This window comes from Gammaproteobacteria bacterium (genome assembly GCA_041395445.1).
Lineage (GTDB): Bacteria > Pseudomonadota > Gammaproteobacteria > Xanthomonadales > Marinicellaceae > NORP309.
Genome location: JAWLAO010000001.1, coordinates 618,696 through 634,512 on the forward strand (window position 1 = coordinate 618,696; position 15,817 = coordinate 634,512).

At 40.5% G+C, this 15,817-nt stretch carries 12 protein-coding genes; all 12 read right to left on the reverse strand.

Annotated features, from left to right (window positions below; genetic code table 11):
• Window positions 1–3 precede the first annotated feature (3 nt).
• A complete protein-coding gene (gene rpsS, locus R3F25_02905) occupies window positions 4–282 on the reverse strand; it encodes a 30S ribosomal protein S19 (GenBank protein MEZ5495767.1) in 279 nt (92 codons plus the stop codon).
• A 10-nt stretch (window positions 283–292) separates the two neighbouring features.
• A complete protein-coding gene (gene rplB / locus R3F25_02910) occupies window positions 293–1,120 on the reverse strand; it encodes a 50S ribosomal protein L2 (protein MEZ5495768.1) in 828 nt (275 codons plus the stop codon).
• A 13-nt stretch (window positions 1,121–1,133) separates the two neighbouring features.
• Entirely contained in the window at window positions 1,134–1,430 is a 297-nt protein-coding gene (rplW, locus tag R3F25_02915) for a 50S ribosomal protein L23 (GenBank protein MEZ5495769.1), read from the reverse strand.
• Window positions 1,427–2,032, reverse strand: coding sequence for a 50S ribosomal protein L4 (gene rplD / locus R3F25_02920; protein MEZ5495770.1), 606 nt, complete (start codon window positions 2,030–2,032; stop codon window positions 1,427–1,429). Before rplD ends, rplW begins: the two co-directional genes overlap by 4 nt.
• A gap of 10 nt (window positions 2,033–2,042) precedes the next feature.
• Window positions 2,043–2,669 carry a 50S ribosomal protein L3 gene (gene rplC / locus R3F25_02925; GenBank protein ID MEZ5495771.1) on the reverse strand — a complete coding sequence of 209 codons (627 nt, stop codon included), beginning with the start codon at window positions 2,667–2,669 and terminating at the stop codon, window positions 2,043–2,045.
• An 11-nt stretch (window positions 2,670–2,680) separates the two neighbouring features.
• Window positions 2,681–2,992 (reverse strand): 30S ribosomal protein S10, encoded by a 312-nt coding sequence (rpsJ, locus tag R3F25_02930; protein ID MEZ5495772.1) that lies wholly within the window; start codon window positions 2,990–2,992, stop codon window positions 2,681–2,683.
• Between the two features lie 86 nt (window positions 2,993–3,078).
• Window positions 3,079–4,269, reverse strand: a complete 1,191-nt coding sequence (tuf, locus tag R3F25_02935) for an elongation factor Tu (GenBank protein ID MEZ5495773.1) — start codon at window positions 4,267–4,269, stop codon at window positions 3,079–3,081.
• A gap of 20 nt (window positions 4,270–4,289) precedes the next feature.
• Complete coding sequence (gene fusA / locus R3F25_02940; protein MEZ5495774.1) at window positions 4,290–6,383, reverse strand: elongation factor G; 2,094 nt, start codon at window positions 6,381–6,383, stop codon at window positions 4,290–4,292.
• A gap of 41 nt (window positions 6,384–6,424) precedes the next feature.
• Window positions 6,425–6,895 carry a 30S ribosomal protein S7 gene (gene rpsG, locus R3F25_02945; protein MEZ5495775.1) on the reverse strand — a complete coding sequence of 157 codons (471 nt, stop codon included), beginning with the start codon at window positions 6,893–6,895 and terminating at the stop codon, window positions 6,425–6,427.
• Window positions 6,896–6,908: 13 nt separating this feature from the next.
• The gene (gene rpsL, locus R3F25_02950) at window positions 6,909–7,283 is read right to left on the reverse strand and encodes a 30S ribosomal protein S12 (GenBank protein MEZ5495776.1); all 375 of its coding nucleotides are present in this window, start codon (window positions 7,281–7,283) and stop codon (window positions 6,909–6,911) included.
• Window positions 7,284–7,454: 171 nt separating this feature from the next.
• A complete protein-coding gene (rpoC, locus tag R3F25_02955; GenBank protein MEZ5495777.1) occupies window positions 7,455–11,654 on the reverse strand; it encodes a DNA-directed RNA polymerase subunit beta' in 4,200 nt (1,399 codons plus the stop codon).
• Window positions 11,655–11,668: 14 nt separating this feature from the next.
• Window positions 11,669–15,730: a DNA-directed RNA polymerase subunit beta gene (gene rpoB / locus R3F25_02960; protein MEZ5495778.1), complete on the reverse strand. Its 4,062-nt coding sequence runs from the start codon at window positions 15,728–15,730 to the stop codon at window positions 11,669–11,671.
• Window positions 15,731–15,817 lie beyond the last annotated feature (87 nt).

The following is a 15,817-nucleotide window of genomic DNA, read 5'->3' on the forward strand; positions in this document are numbered from 1 at the left end:
CACCTATCTCTTCTTAGCTTTTTTATCAGCCGCATGACCTTTGAAGGTACGAGTTGGTGAAAACTCACCTAACTTATGACCTACCATCTCTTCAGTTACCAATACAGGAACATGTTGTTTGCCGTTATGAACTGCAATTGTCAAGCCTACCATTTCAGGCAGTATCATAGATCTTCTTGACCATGTTTGAATCGGACGCTTACTGTTCTCATCAATTGCCTTGAGAACTTTTTTCATTAAATGATGGTCAACGTGAGGACCTTTTTTTAAAGAACGTGGCATATCTGCTTACCTATTTTTTATTTCTACGACGCACAATATATTGATCTGTACGTTTATTCTTTCTAGTCTTATAACCTTTAGTCTTAACACCCCATGGAGTTACAGGATGACGACCACCAGAGGTTCTTCCTTCACCACCGCCGTGTGGATGGTCTACCGGGTTCATGGCAACACCGCGAACCGTAGGTCTTACACCTCTCCAACGACTTGCACCGGCTTTACCGATTTTCTCTAGGTTGTGCTCACCATTTGAAACTTCACCCAAAGTTGCTCTGCAACTAACAGGAACTTTACGCATCTCACCGGAACGCAATCTTAATGTTGCATAAGTACCGGCACGAGCAACTAATTGCGCACTTGTTCCAGCACTTCTTGCTAATTGCGCACCTTTACCCGGTTTCATTTCAATACAATGAACTACTGAACCCAATGGAATATTGCTCAACGGTAGTGTATTACCCAATTTAATCGGAGCATTGTTTCCTGAAACGACGCTCATACCAGCTTCTAAACCTTTAGGAGCAATAATGTAACTTCTTTGTCCGTCTTCATAACAAATCAAAGCAATGTACGCAGTGCGATTCGGATCATATTCGATTCTTTCAACTTTTGCACTGATAGATTCTTTAGTACGTTTGAAGTCAATAATTCTATAACGCTGTTTATGACCACCACCTTTGTGACGTGTGGTTATACGTCCGAAATTATTTCTTCCGCCTGTTTTCGATTTTTTCTCAACCAGAGCTTCGTATGGGCTTCCTTTGTGCAGGCCTTTTCTCAGAACTTTTGCTGAGTTTCTGCGCCCCGGTGAAGTTGGTTTTAATACTACAATTGCCATTATCTACTCCAGATTATTCTGCCACACCAAAGTCAATCATTTGACCTTGTTGCACTCTTACATAAGCCTTTTTCCAGTCTGGTCTTTTTCCAGGCTTACCTCTAAAGGATTTAGTTTTTCCTTTAACCTTCAGGATTTTCACATCTTCAACTTTTACTTCAAAAAGTTTTTCGACTGCTGTTTTAACATCAGTTTTATTTGAAGACACGGCTACTTTAAATACATATTGGTTTGATTGTTCACCAACCCTGTTACTCTTTTCTGAGATAACTGGTGACAACAAAGTATTGTAAACATTATTTAAACTCATGCTAACCACTCCTGAACTTTTTCTGCTGCAGCCATTGTCATAACAACCTTCTCAGATGAAACAAGTGAGACAGGATCTAATGATTTGACATCAGTCACATAAACATTCGGAATATTTCTTGTTGCCAATAAAACATTACTGTCTAGCTCGTCAACAACGATTGTTCCGCTTTTCATATCGTGTTTTGCTAAAAATTTAACTGCATCTTTTGTTTTTGCGTCTTTGATATCAATACTATTAACAAAGACCAGACGTTCTGTACGAGTCAATTCAGAAAGAATTGATTTCATACCGGCTCTATACATTTTTTTATTCACTTTTTGTGAATGATCGCGCGGTGTCGCAGCAAATGTTTTACCACCACCAACCCAAATCGGGCTGCGGATTGTTCCCGCACGCGCACGACCGGTACCTTTTTGTTTAAAAGGTTTCTTACCACCACCACTCACATCAGAGCGACTTTTTTGAGCTTTTGTACCGGCTCTACCGCCTGCTAGATAAGCAGTGACGACTTGATGAACCAGTGCTTCTGAAAAGTCTCTGTTAAAAACTTCATCAGATACTTCAATTTTTGATTTTTTGCCCGCTACTTTAATTTCCATCATACTCTCCTTATGCTTTCACAGCCGGTTTAATAATTACACGTGACTGTTTCGCACCGGGTACAGCACCTTTAATCAGAATCAATCCTTTTTCAGAATCCACTCTAACTATTTCAAGGTTTTGTGTAGTAACATTTCTGTCACCCATGTGACCGGCCATTTTTTTACCTTTGAAAACTCGACCTGGAGTTTGGCATTGTCCGATTGAACCTGGCGCTCTATGTGAAACTGAGTTACCATGTGTAGCATCTTGAGTTCTGAAGTTATAGCGTTTGATTGGACCTTGAAAGCCTTTACCTTTAGATCTTCCGCTAACATCAACAGCTTGACCCGCTTCAAACATGGCAATATCCAACTTAGCACCAACTTCAAAAGAATCGTCTGTTCTGAATTCCATGACAAAACAACCAGCTTCAACACCTGCTTTCGCATAGTGTCCAGCTTGAGGTTTGCTTACTTTTGATGATTTAATTGTGCCTGTTGAAATTTGAATTGCATTATAACCGTCAGTTTCAACTGTTTTTACTTGTGAAACTGTGTTGTCTGATACGCTAATTACTGTTACAGGAGTAGAGTTTCCGTCTTCATTAAAAACTCTAGTCATTCCAACTTTATGTCCGATGATTCCAATAGTCATTTTTACACCCTCTAAGATAGTTGAATTTGAACATCAACACCAGCTGCCAAATCTAATTTCATTAGTGCATCTACTGTTTTATCGTTAGGATCAACAATATCAACTAAACGCTTGTGCGTTCTCATTTCATATTGATCACGAGCATCTTTATTAACATGTGGAGATATCAAAACCGTAAAACGCTCAATACGTGTCGGTAAAGGAATAGGACCCTTCACCTGAGCACCTGTGCGCTTTGCAGTCTCAACAATTCTTCCAGCAGATTGATCAATTAACTTATGATCAAATGCCTTTAATCTTATTCTAATTTTTTGATCGGCCATTACCGTTGCCTCTTAAGTTAAGAGCGCGCTTCTCGCAACGCTCTATAGAAAAATAAATCTTATTTCTTTTTAAAGTACCGTTCTAATTATTTAAAAATCTTAGAAACAACACCAGCTCCTACTGTGCGACCACCTTCACGAATCGCAAAACGCAATCCTTCATCCATCGCAATAGGATTAATCAATGTAATACGCATCTTGATATTATCGCCAGGCATTACCATCTCAACTCCTTCCGGTAATTCAACTGCACCAGTAATGTCAGTTGTACGGAAGTAAAACTGTGGTCTGTATCCTTTAAAGAATGGCGTATGACGTCCACCCTCATCTTTCGATAATACATAAACCTCAGCTTCAAATTCAGTGTGTGGTGTAATTTTGCCAGGATGCGATAATACTTGACCACGCTCAACTTCATCACGTTTTGTACCACGCAACAACACACCTACGTTATCACCGGCACGACCTTCGTCAAGTAGTTTACGGAACATTTCAACACCGGTACAAACTGTTTTCCTAGTTTCTCTGATTCCAACAATCTCTAACTCTTCACCAACTTTAACGATTCCACGCTCAACACGACCGGTAACTACTGTTCCACGACCTGAGATTGAGAATACGTCTTCGATTGGCAACAAGAATGGTTGGTCAACATCACGCTCAGGCTCTGGGAAATAGGAATCCATAGCATCCAAAAGAGCTTCAATTGAAGGAACACCAATCGGACTCATATCACCTTCAAGTGCTTTCAATGCAGAACCTTTAACCATTGGAGTGTCATCACCAGGGAAGTCATAATCACTTAGCAATTCACGAATTTCCATTTCAACAAGTTCCAACAACTCTTCGTCATCAACTTGGTCACATTTGTTCATGTAAACAAGAATATAAGGTACACCAACCTGGCGACCCAACAAGATGTGCTCACGAGTTTGTGGCATCGGACCATCTGCTGCTGATACTACTAATATCGCGCCGTCCATCTGTGCCGCACCTGTAATCATGTTTTTAACATAGTCAGCATGACCCGGACAGTCAACGTGTGCATAGTGACGACCTTCTGTTTCGTACTCTACGTGAGCTGTTGCGATCGTAATACCACGCTCTCTTTCTTCCGGCGCATTATCAATTTGATCGTAATCTTTAAATGTGCCACCAATCTTCTCAGCTGAAACCTTTGTTAAAGCTGCCGTTAAAGTTGTTTTACCATGATCAACGTGACCAATCGTTCCCACATTAACATGCGGCTTATTGCGTTCAAATTTTTCTTTAGACATTTTCTTTCTCTATTGCTAAATTATAGTTGTACCAAATCTTTCATAACACTATCAGCAGCAGGCTGATAGTGATCAAATTCCATCGAATAGGCTGCTCTACCTTGTGTAGCAGACCTTAATGCTGTTGCATAACCAAACATCTCTGATAACGGTATAAAACAGCGAATAATTTTTCCGGAAACAGAATCGTCCATTCCTTCTAAGTTTCCTCTGCGACGACTCACATCGCCCACAACATCTCCCATATATTCTTCGGGAGTGACAATTTCAACTTTCATAACAGGCTCTAAAAGAGTCGGCTTAGCTTCCAATGCACCGTTTCTAAACGCCATAGCACCTGCTATTTTAAAAGCCATTTCACTCGAATCCACATCATGAAACGATCCGTCATATAAAGTAACCCTACAGTCAACAACAGGGTATCCTGCAAGCACACCATTTTCCATTTGCTCACGAACACCTTTATTTACTGATGGAATAAACTCCCTAGGAATCACACCACCTTTAATTTCATCAACAAACTCAAAACCTTCTCCTTGTTTTAATGGCTCAATGCGAATTTTGACATGCGCATATTGACCTTTTCCACCTGACTGCTTAACAAATTTTGTTTCTTGCTCTACAGTTTTAGCAATTGTTTCCCGGTATGCCACCTGAGGATTACCAACATTTGCATTAACTTTAAACTCCCTTCTCATCCTATCAACAATAATATCAAGATGAAGCTCACCCATTCCCGATATAATCGTTTGGCCGGACTCATCATCTGTACTCACCCGAAAAGACGGGTCTTCCTGAGCCAATCGAGATAGAGCCATTGCCATTTTTTCTTGGTCAGCAGTTGTTTTAGGCTCAACTGCAACCGAAATCACCGGTTCTGGAAATTGCATTTTTTCCAGAATAATTGGCGCGTTCATCGCACACAAGGTATCTCCGGTTGTTACATCCTTCATACCAACAACTGCCGCAATATCACCCGCTCTCACTTCTTTGATTTCTTCACGAGAGTTCGAGTGCATTTGCAACAAACGACCTATTCTTTCTTTAGCATTTTTCACTGGATTGAAAACCATATCACCGGTTTTCACAATTCCTGAATAAACTCTTAAAAAAGACAACGAACCAACAAACTGATCTGTTGCGATTTTAAAAACCAATGCTGAAAATGGCTCATCATCAGAAGCATGTCTTTCAACCACATCCTCAGAATCTTCACCAACAACTCCTTTTATAGCCGGCACATCCAACGGAGATGGCAACAACTCAACAACCTTGTCCAAAACGGATTGCACACCTTTGTTTTTAAAGGCCGTCCCACACAAACAACAAACAATCTCGTTATTTATCGTTCTCTTTCTTAATCCTTTAACAATCTCATCAATTGACAATTCACCTTGCTCTAAATACTTATCCATCAAGTATTCATCTGCCTCAGCCGCTGTTTCAACAACAAACTCTCTCGCCAATTCAGCATCTGACAACATTTCATCCGGAATTTCTTTCTCTTCAAAAGCAACACCCATGTCGTCTTCGTTCCAATAAACCACCTTCATCTTAAGCAAGTCTATTATTCCTTTAAAGTTTTCTTCCGCACCGATCGGCATTTGCAAAGGAACAGCATTTGCACCTAAACGATTTCTTACATTGTCAACAACTCTATCAAAATCTGCGCCAACACGGTCCATTTTATTGATGAAAGCCAACCTAGGAACATGATACCTATCCGCCTGCCTCCAAACTGTTTCCGACTGAGGCTCAACACCTCCTACCGCACAAAAAACAGCTACAGCCGCATCAAGAACCCTTAACGATCTTTCAACCTCAATCGTAAAGTCAACATGACCCGGTGTATCAATAATATTTATTCTATGACTATCAAAACTACCGTCCATTCCGCTCCAGAAACAAGTTGTTGCAGCAGAGGTAATGGTAATACCTCTCTCCTGCTCTTGCTCCATCCAATCCATCGTAGCATTTCCATCATGAACCTCACCGATTTTGTGAGACACTCCTGTATAATATAAAATACGCTCCGTCGTGGTCGTTTTCCCTGCGTCAATATGAGCCATAATCCCAATATTTCGATACCTTTCGATAGGAGTTGCTCTCGCCATGACCTTATTCCAGTTTTTTATTTTTTTATATAACTAATTTACTACCATCTGTAGTGAGCAAAAGCTCTGTTCGCTTCAGCCATTTTGTGAGTATCCTCACGTTTTTTCATTGCAGCTCCGCGATCATGCAACGCGTCAGAAAGCTCAGCTGCCAATTTAGCAGGCATACTATCTTCGCCACGTTTTCTTGCAGCCTCAATCACCCAACGCATAGCCAACGCCATTTGTCTTTTTGGGCGAACTTCCATAGGAACCTGATAAGTTGCACCACCAACACGACGTGATTTAACCTCAACTAATGGCTTAACTTTTGATAATGCCGCTTCACACAACTCAACCGCATCACCTTTTTCTTTTTCTACGATTCCATCCAATGCGCCATAAACAATTTTTTCTGCCACTGACTTCTTGCCATCAACCATCACCATGTTCATGAACTTTCCAACCAACTGACTTCCAAACTTAGGATCAGGCAGCACTTCACGAGCAAAATTTCTTCTTTTTCTAGACATTTCAAATTAACCTTTATTTCTTAGGACGCTTAGTTCCGTATTTAGAACGACCTTGTTTTCTGTCATTCACACCAGCAGTATCCAAAGCACCACGAACAATGTGATACCTCACACCAGGTAAGTCTTTAACACGACCACCTCTAATTAACACAATCGAGTGCTCTTGCAGGTTATGACCTTCACCACCGATATAACTTGTAACTTCAAAACCATTTGTCAATCTCACACGAGCCACTTTACGCAAAGCAGAGTTTGGTTTTTTTGGAGTCGTTGTATAAACACGAGAACAAACTCCTCTCTTTTGTGGACACGCTTCCAAAGCCGGTACATTAGTTTTATACGCCTTTGGCTTTCTAGGCTTTCTTACTAATTGGTTTATAGTTGCCATATTTTTTCTTTACCCTATAGAAAACAAAAGACAGGCTGGCGAAAACCAGCCCGTCAAAATTAAGAACGGGGATTTTAGTGACTCCCCCGTTTTTAGTCAAGTAATGATGCAATATATTTTTATTTTTATTACATCTTTACTGTTGTTGAAATGAAATCAGAGTCAATTGATTTATTCTTCAATCAAACCTTCGCCGTCACTTTCTTCAAAAATTGACTGCTCTTCAATAGCCATTAGATCCATTTTTAATTCTGTTTCTCTGGATTTTCTACGCTCTTGATGATACGCCAAACCTGTACCTGCCGGAATCAAACGTCCAACAATCACATTCTCTTTTAATCCCCTGAGACTGTCTTTAGTACCTCTTACAGAAGCCTCTGTCAGAACTCTTGTAGTCTCTTGGAAGGACGCCGCTGAAATAAATGATTCTGTCGCCAAGGATGCTTTTGTAATACCTAGCAATAGCAACTCATAAGCCACAGGAACACCATCTTTCTTAATAATTTCCTTATTGGTTGTCAATACTTCTTTCAAAGATACATGCTCAGATTTCAATAAATCGGAATCACCCGGAGAAACAATCTCAACTTTTCTCAACATTTGCCTGATAATCGTTTCGATATGTTTATCGTCAATTCCCACACCTTGTAAACGGTAAACATCTTGAATCTCATTCACCAAATAATGCGCCAAAGCTTCAACACCTTGTAATCGAAGAATGTCATGCGGATTTGGCTCGCCTTCAACAATGACCTCACCTTTTTCTACATGCTCACCTTCGAAGACGATGATTTGTCTCCACTTAGGAATTAAAGTTTCTACTTGCTCTCCATCTTTTGTGGTGATAACCAATCTATTTTTACTCTTGGTTTCTTTTCCGAAAGAAATAATTCCTGCTGCCTCAGCTTGTAATGCCGCATCTTTTGGCTTTCTTGCTTCAAACAAGTCAGCAACCCTTGGCAGACCACCGGTAATATCTCTGTTTCTACTTGATTCTTGTGGAATCTTAGCCAAGAAATCACCAACATTAACTTCCTGTTTATTTTGAATATTAATTGTTGCTCCCGGAGGGAGGAAATATTGAGCCGGGATTTCAGTTCCCGGAATCATAACCGGTTTGCCTCGTTTGTTTTCCAAACGAATCATCGGTCTCATATCCTTTCCTCTTGAACCTCTGGTTTTAGGATCGGTAATCACGAAACTAGTTAATCCTGTCAAGTCATCCACTTGTTCCTGTACTGTTACGTTGTCCTGGAAGTCTATGAAGTTAACGATACCAGCAACCTCAGTTACAATTGGGTGAGTATGAGGATCCCATGTAACGAGAACATCTCCACCTTTAACTTTCGCCCCTTCGTTGACATCAATGATTGCACCATAAGGAATTTTATAACGCTCTTTCTCTCTTCCCGATGCTTCGTGAATTGATAACTCACCGGAACGAGAAATTGCAACCAGCTTTTTATCAACATTCTTAACAGTTTTAATGTTATGAAGTCTCACAACACCATCTGATTTAATCTGAATTTGATTGTTTGCTGCTTGTTTAGATGCCACACCACCGATATGGAAGGTTCTCATTGTCAACTGAGTACCAGGCTCACCAATACTTTGAGCAGCTACAACACCTACAGACTCACCAATACTCACGAAATGACCTCTGGCCAAATCACGACCATAACATCTTGCACAAATACCGGACTCTGCTTCACAAGTTATTGGAGAACGAACTTTGATAGTATCTATCCCTGTTTCTTCAATCAAACTGACAGTTTCTTCATCAATCAATGTACCTTGAGGAATCAATGGTTTGTCATCAGCATCTCTGGCAAAAATATCTTCAGCAACCACACGACCCAAAACTCTTGAGCCTAATGACTGAACAACTTCTCCACCGGAAATAATGGCTTGAAGATTCATTCCATCAATTGTGCCACAATCCTGACTAGTTACAACCACGTCTTGCGCCACATCAACCAAACGTCTTGTTAAATAACCTGAGTTTGCAGTTTTCAGAGCAGTATCAGCCAAACCTTTACGTGCACCGTGAGTTGAAATAAAGTATTGCATAACGTCAAGACCTTCCCTGAAGTTAGCTTTAATTGGTGATTCAATAATCGAACCATCCGGTTTCGCCATCAAGCCACGCATCCCTGACAACTGTCTCATTTGAGCCGGGGAACCCCTGGCTCCAGAATCAGCCATCACAAATACTGAGTTCATTGAGTCCTGACTGACTTTTTTACCATCTTTGGTTTCAACTTCATCTGTTCCTAATGCTTTCATCATCGATTTAGCGACTTCTTCATTAGCTCTGGACCAGATATCAATCACCTTGTTATATCTTTCGCCAGCTGTAACCAATCCGGATGAATACTGACCTTGAATTGCCAGAACTTCTTTCTCAGACTCAGCCAGAATATCTTTCTTTTCTTCAGGAATAATCAAATCGTCAACACCGATTGACATACCAGAATAAGTTGCAAAACGGAAACCGGTGTACATTAATTGGTCCGCAAAAATAACCGTTTCTTTCACACCCATTTTGTGATAACAGATATTCAACAACTTAGAAATGTTTTTCTTAGTCAGAACAACATTAATGTTTTCGAAACCTAAACCTTTAGGCAAAATTCTATGCAAAATTGCACGACCAACTGTTGTTTCGACCAATTCATATTGCTGTTCATCGTCTTCATTGACTTTATCAACAGGCAATCTGACTTTTACTTTGGCTTGCAATGTGACTTTTTCATTGTCATAAGCTCTTTGCGCTTCATCCGGATCGGCAAAAATCATGCCCTCACCCGGTTGATTGACCAAAGCACGAGTCATATAATACAGACCCAACACAACGTCTTGAGAAGGTACAATAATTGGCTCACCACTAGCTGGAGACAATATGTTATTTGTTGACATCATCAATGTTCTGGCTTCCAACTGTGCCTCAATTGATAGTGGCACATGAACCGCCATTTGGTCACCGTCGAAGTCGGCATTGAACGCGGTACAAACCAAAGGATGAAGCTGAATGGCTTTACCTTCAATCAAAATTGGTTCAAATGCCTGAATACCTAATCTGTGAAGAGTTGGTGCACGGTTTAACAGAACCGGATGTTCACGAATAACTTGTGCCAAAATGTCCCAAACTTCCGGAGTCTCGTCTTCAACACTCTTCTTAGCTGCCTTGATTGTTGAAACATAATCATATTGCAACAATTTGCCTAAGATGAAAGGCTTGAACAGTTCCAGAGCCATTTTCTTTGGAAGACCGCATTGATGTAATTTCAACGTTGGACCAACCACAATAACGGAACGACCAGAATAATCCACACGTTTTCCAAGTAAGTTCTGACGGAAACGACCTTGTTTCCCTTTAATCATATCCGCAAGGGATTTCAATGGACGTTTATTCGTACCAGTGATTGCTCTACCTCTTCTGCCATTATCCAGCAACGCATCCACAGACTCTTGTAGCATTCTTTTTTCGTTACGAACAATAATGTCAGGAGCGTGCAAGTCCAACAAACGGCGCAAACGATTGTTTCTGTTAATAACTCGACGATACAAATCATTCAAATCCGATGTTGCAAAACGTCCGCCATCCAGAGGAACCAACGGTCTAAGTTCCGGTGGAAGAACCGGTAGAACTGTCATAATCATGTGCTCAGGACGGTTTCCTGATTTCACAAATGAATCAAACAGTTTGATTCGTTTTGACAATCTTTTAATCTTTGTAACTGAACGAGTGGATTCGATTTCTTCGTGGAACTGAACCAGCTGTTTGTTCAAATTAATATCTTTCAGCAAATCATAAATGGCTTCTGCGCCCATTTTTGCTTTAAACTCATCGCCCCAGGCTTCAATCGCATTGGTGTATTGTTCGTCAGTCAATAACGTGCCTTTTTCAAGGTCTGTCATGCCCGGATCGGTAACTACAAATGATTCAAAATAAAGAATTCTTTCGATTTCTCTTAAAGTCATTTCCAGCATCAAACCAATTCTTGATGGTAATGATTTCAAAAACCAGATATGCGCAACCGGGCTTGCTAAAGCAATATGCCCCATTCTTTCACGACGCACTTTTGACAAAGTTACTTCCGTGCCACATTTTTCACAGACCACACCACGATGTTTCATGCGTTTGTATTTGCCACACAAACATTCGTAATCTTTTGTTGGTCCGAAAATCGCCGCACAGAATAAACCGTCACGTTCCGGTTTGAATGTTCTGTAATTGATAGTCTCAGGTTTTTTCACCTCACCATAAGACCAAGAACGAATCAACTCAGGAGGAGCTAAACTGGCTTTAATAGCATCAAATTCCTGTACTTCTTTTTGAGGATTGAATAGTTTAAGTAAATCTTTCACTGTATTCTCCCGACTTATTCGTTTTCTAACTCAATGTTCAAACCAAGTGAACGCACCTCTTTAACAAGGACGTTAAATGATTCCGGCATACCAGCAACAATTTCGTGCTGACCATCAACAATATTTTTATAAGTTTTGTTTCTGCCTACAACATCATCGGATTTAACTGTTAACATTTCCTGCAATGTGTATGCAGCACCGTAAGCTTCCAATGCCCACACCTCCATCTCACCGAATCTCTGACCACCGAATTGAGCTTTACCACCCAATGGTTGTTGTGTAACCAAAGAATAAGGACCAGTGGAGCGAGCATGCATCTTATCATCAACCAAGTGATTCAGTTTCAGCATGTACATGTAACCTGTGGTTACCGGTCTGTCAAATTTCTTACCGGTTCTTCCATCGTAAAGCACCGCTTGTCCACTGGTTGGTAGATCAGCTAGTTCTAACAATTTTTTGATGTTTTTCTCTTCAGCACCATCAAATACCGGTGTTGCCATTGGCACACCGCCTTTGAGATTGTGAGCCAGTTCCATGATTTCATCATCGTTTAACTCATCCAGATTGACTCGTTCTTTATCGATGTTGTAAATCTTGGTTAGGAATTCACGCAAATTATTTGCTTTTTCATTCTTCTCAAGCATCTCAGTAATTTTATCGCCCAAACCTCTGGCGGCCCATCCCAAATGAACCTCAAGTACCTGACCGATATTCATACGTGAAGGCACACCCAATGGATTCAGAACGATATCAACCGGTCTTCCGTTTTTATCAAATGGCATATCTTCCTCTGGCACAACCATTGAAATCACACCTTTGTTTCCATGACGCCCCGCCATTTTATCGCCTGGTTGAATTCGACGTTTCACCGCCAAATAAACCTTAACCATTTTCAAAACGCCGGGAGCCAAATCATCACCCGAAGTGATTTTCTTCTTCTTGTCTTCAAAACGCTCATCAAACAGTTTTCTTTGACGTTCAACCTGATCCGCCATCTGGTCGATTTGCTCAGAAACTTTAGCGTCACTGACTTTAACATCAAACCATTCGGATTCATCCAAACCATTTAAGTAGTCTTCAGTAACTTCAGCTCCTTTTTTCAAACCGGGAGCTTTAACAACTTTTTGCCCAACAAGAATGGAACGCAAACGTTGTTGAATCACTCCGCGCATGATTCTGAATTGATCGCGCAAGTCGTTACGAACCTGCTCAAGCAATTCATGTTCAATTTTTTCTGCGCGGTTCCCTTTTTCAACACCATCTCTGGTGAAAACTTGGACGTCAATAACAGTTCCGTGAGTAGAACTTGGAACTTTCAAAGAGGTATCTTTAACATCCAGCGCTTTCTCACCGAAAATAGCTCTCAGAAGTTTTTCTTCTGGTGTTAATTGCGTTTCTCCTTTAGGAGTCACTTTACCCACAAGAATATCACCAGGACCAACTTCTGCACCGACATAAACAATTCCAGAATCATCCAGTTTTGTCAGGGCGCTTTCACTGATGTTTGGAATATCAGCAGTAATTTCTTCTGTACCCAGTTTTGTATCACGAGCAATACAAGTCATTTCAACTATATGAATCGAAGTAAAACGATCGTCTTTTACAACTTTTTCAGAAATCAGAATCGAGTCCTCAAAGTTGTAACCATTCCAAGGCATGAAGGCAATCAACATATTTTGACCCAGAGCCAATTCACCTAAATCGGTTGATGGTCCATCTGCCAAAACATCACCAACATCAACCACATCACCGACATTCACCAAAGTTTTTTGGTTGATACATGTGTTTTGGTTAGAACGTGTGTATTTTGTCAAATTATAAATATCAACGCCCGGATCATCTTCAGCGATATGCTCTTCTGCAACACGAATTACAATTCTTGAGGCATCAGCCATTTCTACAACGCCCGGACGTCTGGCACTCACTGTTACACCAGAGTCACGCGATACAATTTTCTCCATTCCGGTTCCGACCAGTGGTTTATCTACTTTTAAAGTCGGAACAGCTTGTCGTTGCATGTTTGATCCCATCAGCGCCCTGTTCGCATCATCATGCTCAAGGAAAGGAATCAATGCCGCAGCCACTGAAACAATTTGTTTCGGCGATACATCCATATATTTCACATCTTTGGCTGGTGTCAGTGTTACCTCGCCATGATGACGTGATAAAACGAACTCATCTGTGAGTTTGCCTTTTTTATCCATTGTTGCATTTGCCTGTGCAATAGGATATTCACCCTCTTCTATTGCAGAAAGATAGACGATGTCACTAGTCACCACTCCATCATTTACTTTACGATATGGAGTTTCCAAGAAACCATATGAATTAGTTCTTGCATAAACCGATAATGAGTTGATCAAACCAATATTCGGCCCCTCAGGAGTTTCAATCGGACATAATCTTCCATAGTGTGTCGGATGCACGTCACGAACCTCAAAACCAGCTCTTTCACGAGTCAAACCACCTTGTCCAAGTGCAGAAATACGACGCTTGTGCGTAATTTCAGACAATGGGTTGTTTTGATCCATAAATTGTGACAACTGATTAGAACCAAAGAATTCTTTAACAGCAGCAGCAATTGGTTTTGCATTGATTAAATCTTGTGGAGTCAAACCTTCTGAGTCAGCTACAGTCAATCTTTCACGAACAGCTCTTTGAACACGAACCAGACCAACACGGAAGACATTCTCAGTCATTTCTCCAACAGAACGAACACGTCTGTTACCAAGATGGTCGATATCGTCAACAGCACCATTTCCGTTTCTGATATTTACCAACTCACGCATGACATTGATGATGTCATCATTACTTAGAGTTCCTGAGCCTTCATCTTCATTGATTCCCAAACGCTTGTTGAACTTCATACGTCCAACTTCTGACAAATCGTAACGATCAGGGTTGAAGAACATTCCTTCAAACAGAGCTTTTGATGATTCTTCTGTTGGTGGCTCACCTGGGCGCATCATACGATAAATCTCAACTAATGCTTCTAATTGCGAGCGAGTCGGGTCAACATTAACAGTTGTTGACATGTAAGGTCCATTATCCAAATCATTGACATATAAAATCTCAAATGACTTAACGCCGGCTTCACGCAACAATTCAAGAACTTCTTCAGTAATTGTTGCGTTAGCTTCAACAATCACTTCACCTGTTTCTTTATTGACAACCTGCTTAGCAATAATTTTGTCAAGCAAATAAGAATCTTCTAAAGAAATCGTTTTCATTCCTGATTTCGCTAACTGCTTTTCATGACGAGCAGTGATTCTTTTACCTTTTGGAACAATCACATCACTGCCATCTTTGATGTCAAAATCAAATACTTCGCCTTTCAGTTGTTGAGCAACCAGCTTCATGCTGGCACCAGTTTTTTTCAAAGAAATCGAAATTTTCTCAAAGAATAAATCTAAAATTTCTTCAGTTTCATAACCCAAAGCGCGCAGTAAAATTGTTGCGGGTAACTTTCTTCTTCTGTCAATCCTGACATACATGTTATCTTTTGGATCAAACTCGATATCAAGCCATGACCCACGGTAAGGAATAATACGAGCGGAATAAAGTAATTTACCTGATGAGTGAGTTTTACCTTTGTCATGATCAAAGAACACACCTGGTGAACGATGCAATTGATTGACAATAACACGCTCTGTACCATTAATAACGAATGTACCATTGGGAGTCATTAAAGGCAGATCGCCTAAATAGACATCCTGCTCCTTTACATTTTTTATTTTTTTATTTCTGACAGGGCTGTCTTTATCATAGATAACCAGTTGAACTTTGGCTCTCACAGTTGAACCGAATGTCAACCCCCTGAGCTTACACTCTGTAACATTAAAAACTGGTTTTTCGATATTTACACTAATATACTCGAGTTTAGCGTAACCGGAATAACTTTCGATGGGGAAAACTGACTTTAGTGCTTCATCCAAGCCACATTTCTCATCTTCAACCAAGCCCAAAAACTTGTCGTATGACTCAACCTGAGTCTTCAGTAAGAATGGGACATCCACAACTACCTTACTTCTTGCAAAATCCTTACGAATTCTTTTCTTTTCAGTGAACGAATAACTCATAACAACTGTTACCTATCTGAATAAATTTATCTTTTCCGGACTTCCGGTTTTATAAGGTTTCCAATACCTAAAACACTTTCCATGCTT

What these genes read in the sequence shown, in the direction of transcription:
- rpsS (MEZ5495767.1), bottom strand. Translation starts at nt 282, where the DNA reads ATGCCACGTTCTTTAAAAAAAGGTCCTCACGTTGACCATCATTTAATG.
- rplB (MEZ5495768.1), bottom strand. Translation starts at nt 1,120, where the DNA reads ATGGCAATTGTAGTATTAAAACCAACTTCACCGGGGCGCAGAAACTCA.
- rplW (MEZ5495769.1), bottom strand. Translation starts at nt 1,430, where the DNA reads ATGAGTTTAAATAATGTTTACAATACTTTGTTGTCACCAGTTATCTCA.
- rplD (MEZ5495770.1), bottom strand. Translation starts at nt 2,032, where the DNA reads ATGGAAATTAAAGTAGCGGGCAAAAAATCAAAAATTGAAGTATCTGAT.
- rplC (MEZ5495771.1), bottom strand. Translation starts at nt 2,669, where the DNA reads ATGACTATTGGAATCATCGGACATAAAGTTGGAATGACTAGAGTTTTT.
- rpsJ (MEZ5495772.1), bottom strand. Translation starts at nt 2,992, where the DNA reads ATGGCCGATCAAAAAATTAGAATAAGATTAAAGGCATTTGATCATAAG.
- tuf (MEZ5495773.1), bottom strand. Translation starts at nt 4,269, where the DNA reads ATGTCTAAAGAAAAATTTGAACGCAATAAGCCGCATGTTAATGTGGGA.
- fusA (MEZ5495774.1), bottom strand. Translation starts at nt 6,383, where the DNA reads ATGGCGAGAGCAACTCCTATCGAAAGGTATCGAAATATTGGGATTATG.
- rpsG (MEZ5495775.1), bottom strand. Translation starts at nt 6,895, where the DNA reads ATGTCTAGAAAAAGAAGAAATTTTGCTCGTGAAGTGCTGCCTGATCCT.
- rpsL (MEZ5495776.1), bottom strand. Translation starts at nt 7,283, where the DNA reads ATGGCAACTATAAACCAATTAGTAAGAAAGCCTAGAAAGCCAAAGGCG.
- rpoB (MEZ5495778.1), bottom strand. Translation starts at nt 15,730, where the DNA reads ATGAGTTATTCGTTCACTGAAAAGAAAAGAATTCGTAAGGATTTTGCA.